Below are 13,757 nucleotides of genomic sequence, written 5' to 3' on the forward strand. Positions count from 1 at the left end.
GAGACATTGAAGACATTTGTAATCACAATCTTTACTCTGCTTGCAATTTCCAATGCTGGGGCGACAGAACCAGAAAACACGTCGGTGCTCGAATCTCCCGCGACGCCACGAAGTTCCTTTAATTATTTTGCTTCTGCCAACTATGCCTTTGTGGATATTCCTATTCTAAGTAAATACGGAGGTACGGTCGGCCTGATTTCGAATCCGGACCAGACATGGGAACTTGAATACATGAAGGGGAGTGTTGGATCGTCGATTCTGCTTTCGGATATTGCCAATGTTTCTGATACCAAGATTTCTTTGATCGGACGTACTTATTTTGGCGGAAGTTTTCATTTAAGTTACGGCATTTCTTATTTTGATTTTTCAATGACCCTAGGGGATGAGTTTATGAACTCGGTGAATGGAAATTATCCTTCTGCTGATGTTTTAAAAATTCAGGGCTGGGGAATTGCCGCGGGTTTTGGCAACACATGGACGATTCGAAAGAATATCAACATCGGCATTGATTGGATGTGTCTGGCGCAACCACTTTTGATTACGACAAAAGATGCGGATTATTTGAAAGACAGTTCTGATCCCGATGACCGCGACAAAGTGCAAACAGCAGTCGATATTTTATCCTACTTACCGCGACTCTCGCTGATCCAAGTTCATGTGGGGATGATGTTCTGATCAGGCCGAAATTGTTTCAAAGTATCTTTTTAAGGAATCAAACATGGCATCAAAAGCTTTGGGATCATCAAGGCCTTTGAGCATTCCGTAAAATCCTTCATGAGTCATCACGACGAATTGAGCGACATGGCGAGTGTTGATGTCACTTCTCAGATAACCATTTTTTTTAGCGCGCTTAAGATGAACGTCCATTTCATCAATCCAAAAATTCAAAGCTGATTGCAGACGAGTTTTAAAGCCTGGGTCAACGGGAGCCATTTCTTGTACGAGATTGTTAAGAGGGCACCCGAGCTTCAACTCTGCAGGATCTGCTTTCCCGATAAGAAGCTTCATCTGTTTTAGGATTCCTTCAAGAGGATTTTGATATTCAGCCAGAGGCCCAATCCAACGACTCACAGTCATGGGCTTGATAACTTCATCGACAAGGGCATATCCCAAATCAAGCTTGGTCGGAAAGTGATGATAGAAAGCACCCTTGGTCATTGAGGTCTTTTTAACAATGTCATCAACGCTGACCCCTTGAAACCCTCGGGTATAAACTTCCATAAAGGCCACCTCAAGGATCTCTTTTCGAGATTTTTCGAGGTTTCGAGTCTTTTTAGGTGCGGAAGTCTTCTTTTTCATTAGGGAAAGTCTAGCAAATTTAAAGGCTCTTTACAACATACTAAATAGTATGTTAATTTTATCTCACATTCAACGAAAGGGTTTACTGTGTTTAAAACTATCGGTCTTATTATTGGCGGTCTGATCCTCGTATTCCTAGGTTACGTGGCGACTCGTGAAGGAAAATTCCGTTATGAGCGCAGTGGCCTCATTCAAGCTCCTCCCGAAAAGATATTCCCTTATATTAGTGATTTTAAAAAAGGTGGTTTATGGTCGCCCTACGAGCAGATGGATCCGAATATGAAAAAGTCCTACTCAGGAACAGATGGCCAAGCAGGATCAACAATGGAGTTCGAGGGAAATCAAGATGCCGGATCGGGAAAGCTTGAAATTCTTAACATCGTGCCGAACCAATCTGTCGACATTAAACTTACAATGATCAAACCTCTGCACGCTGAAAATCTGGTTCAGTACACTTTGACTCCTGAAGCCGGCGGCACTCGATTTACTTGGTCGATGTCAGGTGATGGTGGATTTATGGGTAAATTAATTAACGTCTTTATTGATTGCGAAGCTATGATCGCGGGACAGTTCGACGTCGGCATCGAAAACCTTAAAAAGCTTGTAGAATCTCAACCTTAATTTAAAAAAGATAGTTTGCGAGAAAAAGGTCCCCTTCGCGGGGACCTTTGGATTGGGAGGGGCTTAAACCTTTTTGGCGAATTGCACGTCTAAAGAGATGGCAACGTCGTCACCGACCAGCACACCACCTGCTTCAAGAGCAGCATTCCATGAGAGTCCAAAATCTTTACGTTTGATTTTGGTTTTAGCAGATAGACCGATTTTGATATTTCCGTACGGGTCTTTCATTTCAGCCGTTGGGCCTTCTACTTCAAAGACCACTTCTTTGGTCACTCCGTGAATTGTGAGATCACCTGTGACTTTTAAATCATCACCGTCTTGTTCGACCTTTTTAGATTTAAAATTCAAAGTTGGATACTTTTCGATATCAAAGAAATCAGCACTTTTTAAGTGAGCATCACGTTGTGGTTCACGCGTGTTGATACTTGCAGCTTCAATCGAAGCCTCAATGGATGATTTCGTAATATCTTGTGAATCTAAAAGTAAAGTGCCAGAGACTTTTTCAAAACCACCGTGAACTTTAGCGATCATCATATGTTTAATTGAAAAGTTAGCGCTGGAGTGAGCAGAGTCGATTGTGAAAGTTGCTTGAGACATTTGGATCCTCCCGAGGATTCGTGTTTGTTATGGATCTATCATCGGGCAAAAACCGATTGTTTCAAAGAGGACACAATCAGGAATGATTGTTTCGATTGTGTTCCCAGGTGAGCTCGTCTGTGTATGTAAATTACATGTGTAATATCAATAACTTAGAAATTGATTCAGGCTGGATCTGTGGCCATATTGACATTGGCTATAATAACGTTCATTATTAATAACGAACGTTATTATAATTATGAATGCTCAAAGGAGGCTTCAAAATGGGACAACGATTCGCAGGAAAAACTATCTTGGTAACTGGTGGTAACAGCGGCATTGGATTTGCGACAGCAAAACGCATCGTTAGTGAGGGTGGCAAAGTCATTATCACCGGCCGAGATCCGCAGACACTAAAACAAGCGCAAATGGAGCTCGGACCGAATGCCGAAGCAATTCAAGCAGATGTCAGTCGGCTTTCCGAAATTGATTCGATGTATGCTCAAATAAAAAATAAATACGGTCATATCGACGGTCTTTTCGCTAACGCTGGAATTGCAAAATTCAATCCAGTCGAAGCTGTCTCCGAAGCCGAATATGACCAACTATTTGATGTGAACGTCAAAGGTGTTTTCTTTACTATGCAAAAAGCAATTCCACTTCTTTCAAAAGGAAGCTCTGTTGTTGTGAACGCTTCTGTGGCGGGAAGTACTGGCAGTGCGACTTCGACTGTTTACAGTGCAACGAAAGCGGCCGTTCGCTCGATGGCGAGAACTTTTTCCGGTGCATGCTTAGAGAAAGGAATTCGTTTTAATGTTGTGAGCCCTGGACCGATTGAAACTCCTATCTGGAACAGACCAGGAACAATTCCTGGTGAAGCTGTGGCTCAGACAAAACAAGCGGTTGCCGAGAAGGTTCCATTGAAACGGTACGGAACAGTTGACGAAGTGACAGGTCCTATCGTGTTTTTACTCTCAAACGAGTCGACTTATATTTTGGGCGCAGAGTTATTTGTTGATGGTGGATCTACTCAGCTCTAAGACATGAGGAATTATGAGAACTAAAGCGGGTGAAAAAGAAAAACTCAGAGGCGAGATCTTAAAAGATTCTGTTAAGACTTTTAAGAAGTTCGGTCATGCGGGCGCTCCGGTCGATCAGATCATGAAGCGTGCGGGCCTCACCTCGGGTGCTCTTTACAGCCACTTTAAAGGCAAAGACGATCTGTTCCTGCAAGCAACACTTTTGGACTTTGATAATCTCTTGTCTCGTTATCGCGAGATCGTCGATTCTCAAGGTTCAAAAGGTCTTAAAACTATCGTCGATGAATATCTCAGCGAGGCTCACGTTGAAAGAGTGGAGCAGGGTTGTTTGTTTGCCGCTCTTAGCCCCGATATCCACCGTGCAAAGACGTCTAAGAAATCCGGGTTTGAAGAACGCTACGAAGCTTTGATTGAAATCTTAGCTTCGGGTTTTTCAAAAGGCACTTCACCCGAGCGTAAGAAGAAGGCCATCACGCTTTTTTCGATGATGGTTGGAACCATGAGCGTATGCCGCATGCTTTACCCGCAAGAAACGATCAGTGAAATTCTTCAACTGGGAAAAAGACAAGCTTACACCTTAATGGATGTCTAAAATCTCAAAGCGTGAAACTCATTCATCAAGTTTTATTTGGTTCTAAATAGCCATTACTCGTTAGGATATCACTGGTGTGATTCACGGGTGACTTCACAGCATCGGCTTTAATAAAACGATCAATGATTTTTGTTCCGAAAAGATCACCCATAACATTAATAGCAGTGATAGGTGGATCCCAGAAGCGATCGACTAAAAGATAAATTCCGATAAGTTCTAATGGAATTCCCAACATCTGCAACATCGCGCCCATCATCATGAGGCCTCCACCAGGAATTCCTGCGGTTCCCGAAGATGACAGCATCACAAAAATGAAAACCAGAAATTGCTGGCCGATTGAGAAATCGACTCCCGCTAAACGACCCAAGAATAGAACGACCAGAACTTGATAAAGAGCTGAGCCATCCATATTGAGTGTTGCCCCTAACGGCAAAACAAAACCTGTGGTTTTGGGGCTGACCTTTTCATTTTCTTCTAAGACTCGTGTGGAAACGGGGAGCGTGGCAGAACTTGACGCTGTTGCAAGAGCCACAAGCAAAGCTTCTTTGACGTTCCAAATAAATTTGTAGGGATGAAAACGTCCCATGATAAATCCAAATGCGGGCAGAGTGATCAGGCAATGAGTTGCAGCGGCAACACCGATCGCGGCAAAGAGCCAACCGAGTCCCGACAAACTTCCGGCGTCTGTTTTTGCGATCGTGGCGGCGACTAGAGAGAAAATTCCCAGGGGTGCAATCACAAGAACCCACTGGATCACCGTCATAATCAAATCATGTCCCGCGTCGGAAATATTGATTAGCAGATCACGCTTTTTAGCTTCTAAGCGAATGCATGCAAGCCCCATGAGGATTGAGAAAATCACGATCTGAATGATCTCGCCATTTGCGAGAGCCTTGACCGGATTTGAAGGAAAGAAACTGAGGATCAACTGTTCATAAGAAACAGATTCAATTTTTGAAGCATCATAGCCTTTAAACGCGGTCACCGCGGGTGCCGCGTCTGGTAAAAGATTTGCCGCCAGCATTCCCGTCAAACACGCCAGTGCGCTGGTGCTGATAAAATAGCCAAGAGTTTTATATCCAATTTTGGAAAGCTCGCCTTGTGCTGATTGTTTCGCCACAGCCAAAAAGACGGAAACCAGAATCAGTGGAATAATCATCATGCGGAGAAGAGTGAGAAAGATATCGCCTAAAAATCCCACGCGAATAGAAAACTCTGGTAACCAAAAACCCGCAGCCAATCCAAGAAGAGCGGCTATAAAAGTCAGATTATCCAAACGAAAAAGTCTTTTTGTATTCATAACCGAACGTCCCTTTAAGTTTTCATTAAATAGGTTTCTGCGAAGAGGGGCAAGGTATGCAACCCTCCGTCTGTATTACAAATTCGTGAGATCTCTTGAATGCTAGTACTGATCTTTCAATTTTTTCTTTAAAAATTGAATAAACAGAGTCACGCGTTGAGAAACTTGTGTGTTCTTGTAATAAACCGCATGAATTTCTTCACGGTGATCTACAGTTTGGGATTTTAAAACTTGGACAAGAGTTCCCTCTGCTAAATCCTTCTTAGTCATGAAATCTGATAAGCACGCAATCCCGACTCCTTGTCGCGCCAGTTGAATCAAGGTTTCTCCGCTTGAAGCCATGGTGCGTGGTTTACTTGGATAAGAATTTCCATTTTCAGTTTTAAGAGGCCAATGATTCAAGCGAACAGGAGCTGTAAAGCCTAGAAGATGATGTTTGTCTAAGTCCTCAACTGTTTTAGGAGTTCCGTGCTCTTTTAAATAGGCAGGACTTGCCATCAGTCGTCTGCGGCTGGCACCTAAGCTCACGGCATGGAGTGTTGAATCATCTAACTTTCCAATGCGAATGGCGACGTCGATCTTTTTCTCTAAAAGATCAATGATACGATCACTGCTATGCAGTTCCACCTGAATGCCAGGGTAAAGTCCGTTGAATTCTTTTACGTACGGAACAATCGCATGCAAAATAAATGGCGTCGCCGAGTCGACCTTTAAAACTCCCGAAGGGGCGATATTTTTTTGTTTCACAGATTCCTCTGCGACCTCAAAAGAATTCAAGATTTCGCGCGCATGACTCAAGAATGTTTCGCCTTCTTGTGTGAGATCTATTTTGCGCGTCGTTCGTCTTAAGAGTGTGCACCCCAGTTTTTTCTCAAGCCGAGAGAGAGTCCGGCTGACTCCAGATGGGGTTTGTAACAGCAGTTCCGCGGCACTTGTAATAGATCCAGAATCCGCAATAGAAACGAAGGTTTGCAGCTCGTCCAGCGTGGTTTTCATTATTGACTCCCAGTCAAGTATCAATTGATAGTTTATGGCTAAATCAGCAAGAGTGAAAGTGCTAAATTGAGTGTCATAAGAAACAGGAAAGAGGGCTTTATGCCATTAGCATTATTCGCACTTACTATTAGCGCCTTTGCAATCGGAACGACGGAGTTCGTGATTGTGGGGCTTTTACCAACTATCGCACAGGATCTGAATGTCTCGCTTCCGTCAGCGGGATTGCTTGTTAGTCTCTACGCCTTAAGTGTTGCCATAGGTGCTCCCGTACTAACCGCGCTCACCGGAAAAATTCCCCGCAAGCAATTGCTGGTCGGGTTGATGGCACTTTTCACCATTGGAAATATTCTGGCATGGCTTTCTCCGGGATATGGTTCACTCACAGTGGCTCGCGTTCTCACGGGACTTGCGCACGGTGTGTTTTTCTCAATCGGATCAACGATTGCGGCAAGCTTAGTTCCTAAAGAAAAAGCTGCCAGTGCGATTGCGATCATGTTCACGGGTTTAACAGTGGCTTTGGTAACGGGTGTTCCGCTTGGAACTTTCATCGGTCAGCATTTTGGATGGAGAGCCACCTTCCTCGCCGTTTCAGCTCTTGGAGCCATTGCTGTCATCGGCAGTACAGTTCTCATTCCAAAAAATATTGCGAAAGCAGCCCCAGCGAAATTGAGTGCGCAATTAAATGTTTTAAAACAACCGCGCATTATGTTGGTCTATTTGATCACAGCTCTTGGTTACGGGGGATCCTTCACGGCGTTTACGTTCCTTGCTCCAATTTTGCAAAAAGTGACGGGCTTTACTGAAGGTGCTGTGGGACTTGTGCTTTTGGTGTACGGAATCTCAGTTGCAGTTGGAAATATCTGGGGAGGAAAGTTAGCGGATAAGCTTGGTCCGATTCGCGCCTTGCAATTTATTTTTCTAGGACTTGCGATTGTACTTTTCATCTTTACGTTCACTGCTTACTCACCATACTTCGCTCTAGGAACAATTCTTCTTTGGGGAGCTGTTGCGTTTGGGAACGTACCGGGTCTGCAAATTTACGTCGTTAGACAGGCAGAGAGATTTGCACCTGAAGCTGTTGACGTCGCATCGGGATTAAATATTGCATCTTTCAATTTAGGAATTGCTGGTGGCGCGTGGGCCGGGGGACTGATCGTTGAGGGTTCAGGTCTTATGACGACACCTTGGGTGGGATCTTTGGTCGTAGTGGGAGCTGCTGCATTAACGACTCTGGCGGGATATTTGGATCGTCGCGATCCTGCCGCTACATTCGTTAACAGTGGCACGACAAATTTGGTTTCAATGCATTAAGTAAAAAACGACGCGGGCCCTATGCCCGCGCCGGTAGGTAGGGACTAAGCAGGAAGTTCGAACAAGATCATTTCTGAATCAGCAGAGGCTGTGATGTCAGCTTTGCCGATATCTTGAGCTGCAATAGCGTCACCAGTTTCGATCTTTTCTCCATTCACAGTCACAGAGCCTTTCACCAACTGAATCCAAAGTTTACGTTGCTCTGGAAGGTTGAATGTTAAGCTCTCTGAATTTTTCAGACGAGAAATATACATATCTGCGTCCTGGTGAATGCCAATCGAACCGTCTTTGCCATCTGGAGAAATCACATGCACAAGTTTTTGTGAATCCAGTTCTTTCTCAAATGACTTTTGCCCGTAACCAGGAGCCACGCCACGTTTGTTTGGCATGATCCAGATTTGGAAAAAGTGCGTTTCTTCTCCTTGCATCTCATTGTACTCGGAGTGAAAAACACCTGTGCCTGCACTCATACGTTGTACTTCGCCGGGTTTAATCAACGCCACATTTCCCATTGAGTCTTTGTGACGAAGAGCTCCTGAGATCACATACGAGATGATCTCCATATCGCGGTGGGGGTGAGTATCGAAACCTGTTCCTCCCGAAATACGATCTTCGTTAATAACACGAAGTGGTCCAAAGCCCATGTGTTGTGGGTCATAATATTCAGCAAATGAAAAAGTATGACGTGATTTCAACCATCCGTGCTCTGCAAGTCCTCTGTCGTTGGATTTTCTAATTGTTAGCATACCTTTTTCCTTTCTCAGGGATTGTGTTGCAAGGGCCGCACCCATAAGCCCAGCGGTCGTTACTAAAGCTCCCGCTAAAAACTTTCGACGTGGCAGTGTCGTGCTTTTCTTGGCCATACTTGCCTCCCTCTTGAATACATTATCGGGGATATTGTGATATAAAAAAATTATTAAATATTCATAGTCTATATAAATATTAACTATATAGTTGCAGACGCAAAAAAGCCCTGAAAATCTCAGGGCTTCCGCACACTTAGCGATTATATTGATAGCCGCCAAAGAAGTTCACTGGAGACCATTTTGGCAGAGCTGGCGGCGCTGGGGGAACCAGAGTTGAAAACTCTTTTTCTCCGTACATCACACGCCCACTCAGCACAGTTAGATCTGAGTGGATCTCTTTGATTTTTTCTTCAGGAACAGAGAAGTAGTCTTTGTTCAAAAGTGCAAAGTCTGCAAACTCACCTTCACGAATATCGCCTTTGAATTGTTCTTCTTTCGAAAACCAAGCAGCCCCTTTCGTCATCAGGTACAAGGCTTGTTCGCGAGACAGGCGATTACGATCGCTCATGTGTTTCAGACCACCTACGGTTTTTCCGCTCACATGCCAGTAAAGTGAAATCCAAGGATTGAAAGAGGAAACTCGAGTGGCATCAGTGCCTGAGCCGACTGGAATTCCAAGTGACAACATATCTGCAACTGGCGGAGTTGTTTCCGCTTTTTTTGCGCCATATTGTTTCACGAACTCTTCACCTTGAAAGGCCATACGGTCTTGAACAGAAATTCCGCCACCTAAAGCTTGAATGCGTTTTAGATTTTTAAGGCTGACAGTTTCTGCATGATCAATAATGAAACGATCAGGGAAAGGTCCACCTTCTTTTTTGATTTCTTCAACTACATTCAAGATGCGACCAATAGATTCATCATAAGTTGCGTGAATACGGAAGATCCATTGATGTTTAAAAATCAATTTTAGAATCGGTTTCAACTCTGCTTCCATGTTTGGAGGCAAATCAGGACGAGGCTCCATGAAGTCTTCAAAATCGGCCGCTGTTGAAGTTAAGTTCTCACCACCACCCATCAAATGATACGGAAGATTTTCTTCAATCTCGTGCAAAGTGGCAGGGTGAGCGGCAGCTGTCCAGCGTTTGTAGTCTTCTAGTTCTTTGCCAGCAACGGGCGCAAATAAAAAGAACGGAATACGCACGGCAAGTTTGCCTTTATCGAAAAGTTCTTTAGCAATGCGGTGATCTTCAGGGAAGAAAAATCCGCCACCACCAGCATCAATCACCGTCGTAAGACCCATTTTACTGAGTTCTTGAAAATACAAAATAGTCGAGTTGCGTTCTTCTGCACGGCTGGAAAGTTTTGGGCCTGCAGCTAAAGTTTTGTAAAGCACCATGGCGTTTGGTTTTGCTGTCAAAACACCGGTTGGATTTCCTTTTTTATCAAGCTCAACCACACCACCTGGAAATTTAGTATCTTTCGTGTAGTTCAATGCTTGAATCGCCGCTTTATTAATGAAAGCTTTGGAGTAAAGGTACATAACAAAAACCGGACGATTCGGAGAAGCTTCATTTAATTCTTCAATTGTCGGAAAACGATTTTCTTTAAATTGATGCGGAGACCAGCCGCCGACAACACGAACCCATTGTCCTTCAGGAGTGCGCGCCGCTTGCTCTTTAATCATTTGCAGGCCTTCTTTGAGAGATTTCAGTCCGTCCCAACGAAGTTCAAGATTGTAATTCAGACCGGCGCGAATGGGATGGGCATGGGTATCCGTTAATCCGGGAATGATTGTACGCCCGGCAGCATCGATGAGTTGTGTCTTATCGGATTTTAGTTTCATGATCTCATCGTTTTTACCGATTTTCATGAAAACGCCATTTTTCACAGCAAAGGCTTCCTGAAATCCATTGGCGTGAGAAAAAACTTTGGCGTTATAGACGATCAAATCAGGGGAGGAGCTTGTTGTCGATTTGTTCGCAGGTGTTGAGGAGCAAGAAGCAAGGATTGCAGCTGAAGAAATAAGTAGAGTTTTAAGTCGTGTTGCAAAAGAAGTTTTCATTGGTGGTGTCCCCTTAGGATATTAAAAAAGCTGAGGCTTTCACCTCAGCTTTGCAAATCGTCTTTGATTATTTTGCGCCTTCTTTGGCACCGAACATTTCTTTTGCGTAGATGATACCTAGACCGTAACCACCAGCATGTTCTTTCGCAATTTTAGTAACGGCATCGTAAGTTTCGCCGCGAGCCCAGTCACGTTGTAGCTCAAGAAGGTATTGCAACCATGTGATTGGGTGAGCACCCGCTTGAACCATTCTTGTAATCGCTGTGTCATGAGCCACATTGCTAACGCCACCAGAAGCATCTACTACGAAGTAAACATCATAACCTTCTTCGATTGCTGACAACACCGGACCAACGCCACACACTTCTGTCCAAAGTGCTGCGATCACAAGTTTCTTTTTGCCGATTTCTTTCACACGTTTTGTAACGCGATTATCTTCCCAAGTATTCATCGTCGTACGGTCAATTGGTTTTACGTCAGGAAACACTGCTTGAACTTCTGGGAAGAGTGGACCTGAGAAAGATTTTTCTGCAACCGTTGTAAGGATGGTTGGAACCTTAAAGACTTTTGCCGATTTCGCAAGGCCTACTGTGTTGTTGCGAAGTTCTTGGATATCAATCGAACGAGTTGCAAACGCCATTTGTGGTTGGTGATCGATTAAGATCAGTGTGTGATTTGTTGGTGTCAGTAGACCCTTCCCCGGTGCTCCTGCTTGAGCTTGAACGCCTGCAAGTACTACAAGTGCTGTCAAAAGTGATTTTACTAGTTTCATATATTCCCCCATCTCATAGATGTTTTATTTTTTTGTTGTGCGCTTTGTGTTTGTGTTGCGCTGATGGAGTTACTATCGCCACAAAAAGGCTTGAAAAAAATTATTTTGTTTCTATATTGTGTATTGAAATAATTTATATAGTTTTCGGGGCTTTTTATGACCATCGACCAGCTAGAGACACTTGAAATGATCGTTGAAAAAGGCAGTTTTAAAGCAGCTGCTGAACATCTTTATAAGACGCAACCCAGTCTGAGTGTCGCGATCAAGAAATTGGAAGAAGAATTTGACCTCAAACTTTTCAATCGAGAAGAGTACCGTCCAAAACTCACTCCAGAAGGTTTGGTTTTTTATAATTGGGCCAAACAATGCCTTTATTCTTTCCGAGAGTTGCAGACTGTCGGTCAAGAATTGGGCACAAAAAAGGTCGAGCCGTTTTTAACAATCGTGCTAGACCCGTTGGCGCGTTTTGAAGCCATCGAAGGGATCTTTCAAGAAACCATTTTAAGTAAACATCCTACGGAAATGAGTTTTCGCTCTGAAATCATGAGTGGTGGATTGGATTTGCTTCTTTCGGGTGAGGCTGATTTTGCCGTTTCAACTAAAGGGCCAGAGAATGATGCGATCGAAAGCATTCCGTTCGATAAAATTGAAATGATCCCGGTGATCGCAAAGTCTTTGGCGAAAACAATGCCATCGCTTCAGTTCAAATATTTGAAACAATACCCGCAAGTTGTCGTCCTTCAACAAGGAGATAAAAGTAATTTGCTCAAAAGAGACACAAAAGGAGTCGTAGCTGACGCTAAAAAGTGTTTGGTGAACGATCACAGCTTGAAACAAAAGATGATCTTGCATGGTTTTGGCTGGGGCCGACTGGCGCGTAATGAGGTCGAAAAAGAAATTAAAAAAGAAGTCTTGGTGGAAATTCAAGACGACAACGTGAAACCTTTCATCTTAGATCTTCATGTGATGCGACTAAGAAATAAACCCATGGGACCGGTGGCCCGGGCTGTTTGGGCGCAACTTGAGAAGAACGCGATCGCCAAAAAGCCAAAGCGTTCAACCAAAAAATAATCTAGAAATACATATATGCACGAAGGGCTGTGAAACTCACGGCCTCTGACGGTCCTGTTTCGCGAAGAAAGCTTCCCGGGAATATATGATTGTATTCAAGAATGAGTGTCAGCTGCGTATCGGTCTTCCATTCAACGATTGTGTTGTATTGTCCCGCGATTTCACTTTGATCATTTCCTCCCGCAGGGCGCAGAAGCAGGCCATTGCCTTTGTAAACTCCGTCATGAACATTCTGTCGCCAGAAATACCCGATTTGATTGAGCCACTTTAAGTTGGGTTGAATCTTCCACAGGATACCTGGTTGCACTGCAATCAAGTTGGGATGTCCAATTTCTGCAGAGTAGCCATAATACTGACCCTTAGGAAAAAGAGCGTTAAAGGTATTCAATTGGTTGTCAGTCGAATCTTCATCTCCTGAAAAACCGCTCAGTTGCAAATTGCCATCCAAATTTCCGATGAAGGGTGCACGCATCTGAGAGGCGAAACCATAGGCCCAGATATCTTTTCCCGCAAATCTTCCAAATTGCACCATGAAATCTGTTTCCGATATGAACTCTGGAAAAGTCGTTTTGAAACGTGTTCCAAACGTGTAGCGTTCTTCTTTACCATTCGTCCCTTGGAAGGTGTTGGCGTCATTTTTATAATAAATGAAATAGACATCCGACTGATAGTCAGGAGTCTTGCGAAGGGAATCTCCATAAAGAGAGGCAAGTAAAATGTTGGAGCTGGTTTCGTTATCAAATCCCCAAGGAAGAATATCGACAGGTCTTCCAGCAAAAAGCTCCCAAGAATATTCTTTCTTGCGCCCCCAATTCATTTTGAAAGAGTCAAAGCTTAAACGAGAGTTAGGGCCTTCGCGAATTCCTACAAGTAATCCCGAGCCTAAGACCGTTTCTTGGCGACCGAGCCTTGCGATGAGGGCTTCTTCATCCGCCAAGTTCCAAACTTTATCCAGGAAAAGTTGATGCAGATCTCCCTCGTCGCGATCGGTAGGGCTTAAAGGACCTTCCTTGCTCGCAATAGCGGAGTACTTGAGCTGAGCAAAAACGCGAACATCGGAGGGGGCATGCAAATCCATATGCATTTGATAGCGCACGAGAAAATAACCGTCAGAGTTATTTGTGCCCTGACCAAAATCAGTATGAGCCATCCATTCTTCGGAGGTGCGCAGGTCTCCACCGAAATTCAGGCGGAATTCTCCGAACGTGATGTTTTTCATTTTTTCGAACCACGTATTTTTCTCAATGAGCTGAGAGTAGTCTTCGTTATAACGCAAAGTTTGAAATTGAATTTTCGCCTGTGCCCACGACAAAGCAGGCAACACCGCTAATAAAAAAACTAAAAAATAATTCAAGGCTTATAGTTCCT

The 13,757-nt window shown here is 43.9% G+C and carries 14 protein-coding genes; 6 read left to right on the forward strand and 8 right to left on the reverse strand.

Annotated features, from left to right (window positions below; genetic code table 11):
* Positions 1–6 precede the first annotated feature (6 nt).
* Positions 7–675: a hypothetical protein gene (locus tag ACLWOR_RS08230; RefSeq protein ID WP_413940217.1), complete on the forward strand. Its 669-nt coding sequence runs from the start codon at positions 7–9 to the stop codon at positions 673–675.
* Here the strand turns inward: ACLWOR_RS08230 and ACLWOR_RS08235 are convergent, their stop codons facing one another.
* Positions 676–1,299: a TetR/AcrR family transcriptional regulator gene (locus tag ACLWOR_RS08235; RefSeq protein WP_413940218.1), complete on the reverse strand. Its 624-nt coding sequence runs from the start codon at positions 1,297–1,299 to the stop codon at positions 676–678. It abuts the gene before it with no gap.
* 87 nt (positions 1,300–1,386) lie between these two features.
* On the opposite strand from ACLWOR_RS08235, the gene ACLWOR_RS08240 reads away from it, so the two are divergent.
* Positions 1,387–1,920, forward strand: coding sequence for an SRPBCC family protein (locus ACLWOR_RS08240; RefSeq protein ID WP_413940219.1), 534 nt, complete (start codon positions 1,387–1,389; stop codon positions 1,918–1,920).
* A gap of 63 nt (positions 1,921–1,983) precedes the next feature.
* Here the strand turns inward: ACLWOR_RS08240 and ACLWOR_RS08245 are convergent, their stop codons facing one another.
* On the reverse strand, positions 1,984–2,517 hold the full coding sequence (locus tag ACLWOR_RS08245; RefSeq protein WP_413940220.1) for a YceI family protein: 534 nt from the start codon (positions 2,515–2,517) through the stop codon (positions 1,984–1,986).
* Between the two features lie 263 nt (positions 2,518–2,780).
* Between ACLWOR_RS08245 and ACLWOR_RS08250 the strand changes: the two genes are divergently transcribed.
* Positions 2,781–3,536 carry an SDR family oxidoreductase gene (locus ACLWOR_RS08250; protein WP_413940221.1) on the forward strand — a complete coding sequence of 252 codons (756 nt, stop codon included), beginning with the start codon at positions 2,781–2,783 and terminating at the stop codon, positions 3,534–3,536.
* A 13-nt stretch (positions 3,537–3,549) separates the two neighbouring features.
* Positions 3,550–4,128, forward strand: a complete 579-nt coding sequence (locus ACLWOR_RS08255; protein WP_413940222.1) for a TetR/AcrR family transcriptional regulator — start codon at positions 3,550–3,552, stop codon at positions 4,126–4,128.
* Between the two features lie 25 nt (positions 4,129–4,153).
* Here ACLWOR_RS08255 and ACLWOR_RS08260 read toward each other — a convergent pair whose 3' ends face one another.
* Together ACLWOR_RS08260 and ACLWOR_RS08265 are read right to left on the reverse strand one after the other, a co-directional pair.
* Positions 4,154–5,428, reverse strand: a complete 1,275-nt coding sequence (locus ACLWOR_RS08260) for a dicarboxylate/amino acid:cation symporter (protein WP_413940223.1) — start codon at positions 5,426–5,428, stop codon at positions 4,154–4,156.
* Positions 5,429–5,530: 102 nt separating this feature from the next.
* Positions 5,531–6,424, reverse strand: coding sequence for a LysR substrate-binding domain-containing protein (locus ACLWOR_RS08265; RefSeq protein WP_413940224.1), 894 nt, complete (start codon positions 6,422–6,424; stop codon positions 5,531–5,533).
* A gap of 99 nt (positions 6,425–6,523) precedes the next feature.
* Between ACLWOR_RS08265 and ACLWOR_RS08270 the strand changes: the two genes are divergently transcribed.
* The gene (locus ACLWOR_RS08270; protein WP_413940225.1) at positions 6,524–7,735 is read left to right on the forward strand and encodes an MFS transporter; all 1,212 of its coding nucleotides are present in this window, start codon (positions 6,524–6,526) and stop codon (positions 7,733–7,735) included.
* A 44-nt stretch (positions 7,736–7,779) separates the two neighbouring features.
* On the opposite strand, the gene ACLWOR_RS08275 is transcribed toward ACLWOR_RS08270, so the two are convergent.
* From ACLWOR_RS08275 to ACLWOR_RS08285, 3 genes are all read right to left on the reverse strand, one after another.
* Positions 7,780–8,481, reverse strand: coding sequence for a pirin family protein (locus tag ACLWOR_RS08275; RefSeq protein WP_413940756.1), 702 nt, complete (start codon positions 8,479–8,481; stop codon positions 7,780–7,782).
* Positions 8,482–8,734: 253 nt separating this feature from the next.
* The gene (locus tag ACLWOR_RS08280; RefSeq protein WP_413940226.1) at positions 8,735–10,546 is read right to left on the reverse strand and encodes an amidohydrolase; all 1,812 of its coding nucleotides are present in this window, start codon (positions 10,544–10,546) and stop codon (positions 8,735–8,737) included.
* A 67-nt stretch (positions 10,547–10,613) separates the two neighbouring features.
* The gene (locus tag ACLWOR_RS08285) at positions 10,614–11,318 is read right to left on the reverse strand and encodes a hydrolase (protein WP_413940227.1); all 705 of its coding nucleotides are present in this window, start codon (positions 11,316–11,318) and stop codon (positions 10,614–10,616) included.
* Between the two features lie 156 nt (positions 11,319–11,474).
* On the opposite strand from ACLWOR_RS08285, the gene ACLWOR_RS08290 reads away from it, so the two are divergent.
* Positions 11,475–12,389, forward strand: a complete 915-nt coding sequence (locus ACLWOR_RS08290; protein WP_413940228.1) for a LysR family transcriptional regulator — start codon at positions 11,475–11,477, stop codon at positions 12,387–12,389.
* 1 nt (position 12,390) lies between these two features.
* On the opposite strand, the gene ACLWOR_RS08295 is transcribed toward ACLWOR_RS08290, so the two are convergent.
* Positions 12,391–13,743, reverse strand: coding sequence for an alginate export family protein (locus ACLWOR_RS08295; protein WP_413940229.1), 1,353 nt, complete (start codon positions 13,741–13,743; stop codon positions 12,391–12,393).
* Positions 13,744–13,757: the final 14 nt, after the last annotated feature.

This window comes from Bdellovibrio sp. HCB2-146 (assembly GCF_047345725.1).
Classification (GTDB): domain Bacteria; phylum Bdellovibrionota; class Bdellovibrionia; order Bdellovibrionales; family Bdellovibrionaceae; genus Bdellovibrio.

Bases quoted from the DNA above. Each gene is read 5' to 3' on its own strand.
- ACLWOR_RS08235 (WP_413940218.1), bottom strand. From the start codon at position 1,299: ATGAAAAAGAAGACTTCCGCACCTAAAAAGACTCGAAACCTCGAAAAA.
- ACLWOR_RS08245 (WP_413940220.1), bottom strand. From the start codon at position 2,517: ATGTCTCAAGCAACTTTCACAATCGACTCTGCTCACTCCAGCGCTAAC.
- ACLWOR_RS08250 (WP_413940221.1), top strand. From the start codon at position 2,781: ATGGGACAACGATTCGCAGGAAAAACTATCTTGGTAACTGGTGGTAAC.
- ACLWOR_RS08255 (WP_413940222.1), top strand. From the start codon at position 3,550: ATGAGAACTAAAGCGGGTGAAAAAGAAAAACTCAGAGGCGAGATCTTA.
- ACLWOR_RS08260 (WP_413940223.1), bottom strand. From the start codon at position 5,428: ATGAATACAAAAAGACTTTTTCGTTTGGATAATCTGACTTTTATAGCC.
- ACLWOR_RS08265 (WP_413940224.1), bottom strand. From the start codon at position 6,424: ATGAAAACCACGCTGGACGAGCTGCAAACCTTCGTTTCTATTGCGGAT.
- ACLWOR_RS08270 (WP_413940225.1), top strand. From the start codon at position 6,524: ATGCCATTAGCATTATTCGCACTTACTATTAGCGCCTTTGCAATCGGA.
- ACLWOR_RS08275 (WP_413940756.1), bottom strand. From the start codon at position 8,481: ATGCTAACAATTAGAAAATCCAACGACAGAGGACTTGCAGAGCACGGA.
- ACLWOR_RS08280 (WP_413940226.1), bottom strand. From the start codon at position 10,546: ATGAAAACTTCTTTTGCAACACGACTTAAAACTCTACTTATTTCTTCA.
- ACLWOR_RS08285 (WP_413940227.1), bottom strand. From the start codon at position 11,318: ATGAAACTAGTAAAATCACTTTTGACAGCACTTGTAGTACTTGCAGGC.
- ACLWOR_RS08290 (WP_413940228.1), top strand. From the start codon at position 11,475: ATGACCATCGACCAGCTAGAGACACTTGAAATGATCGTTGAAAAAGGC.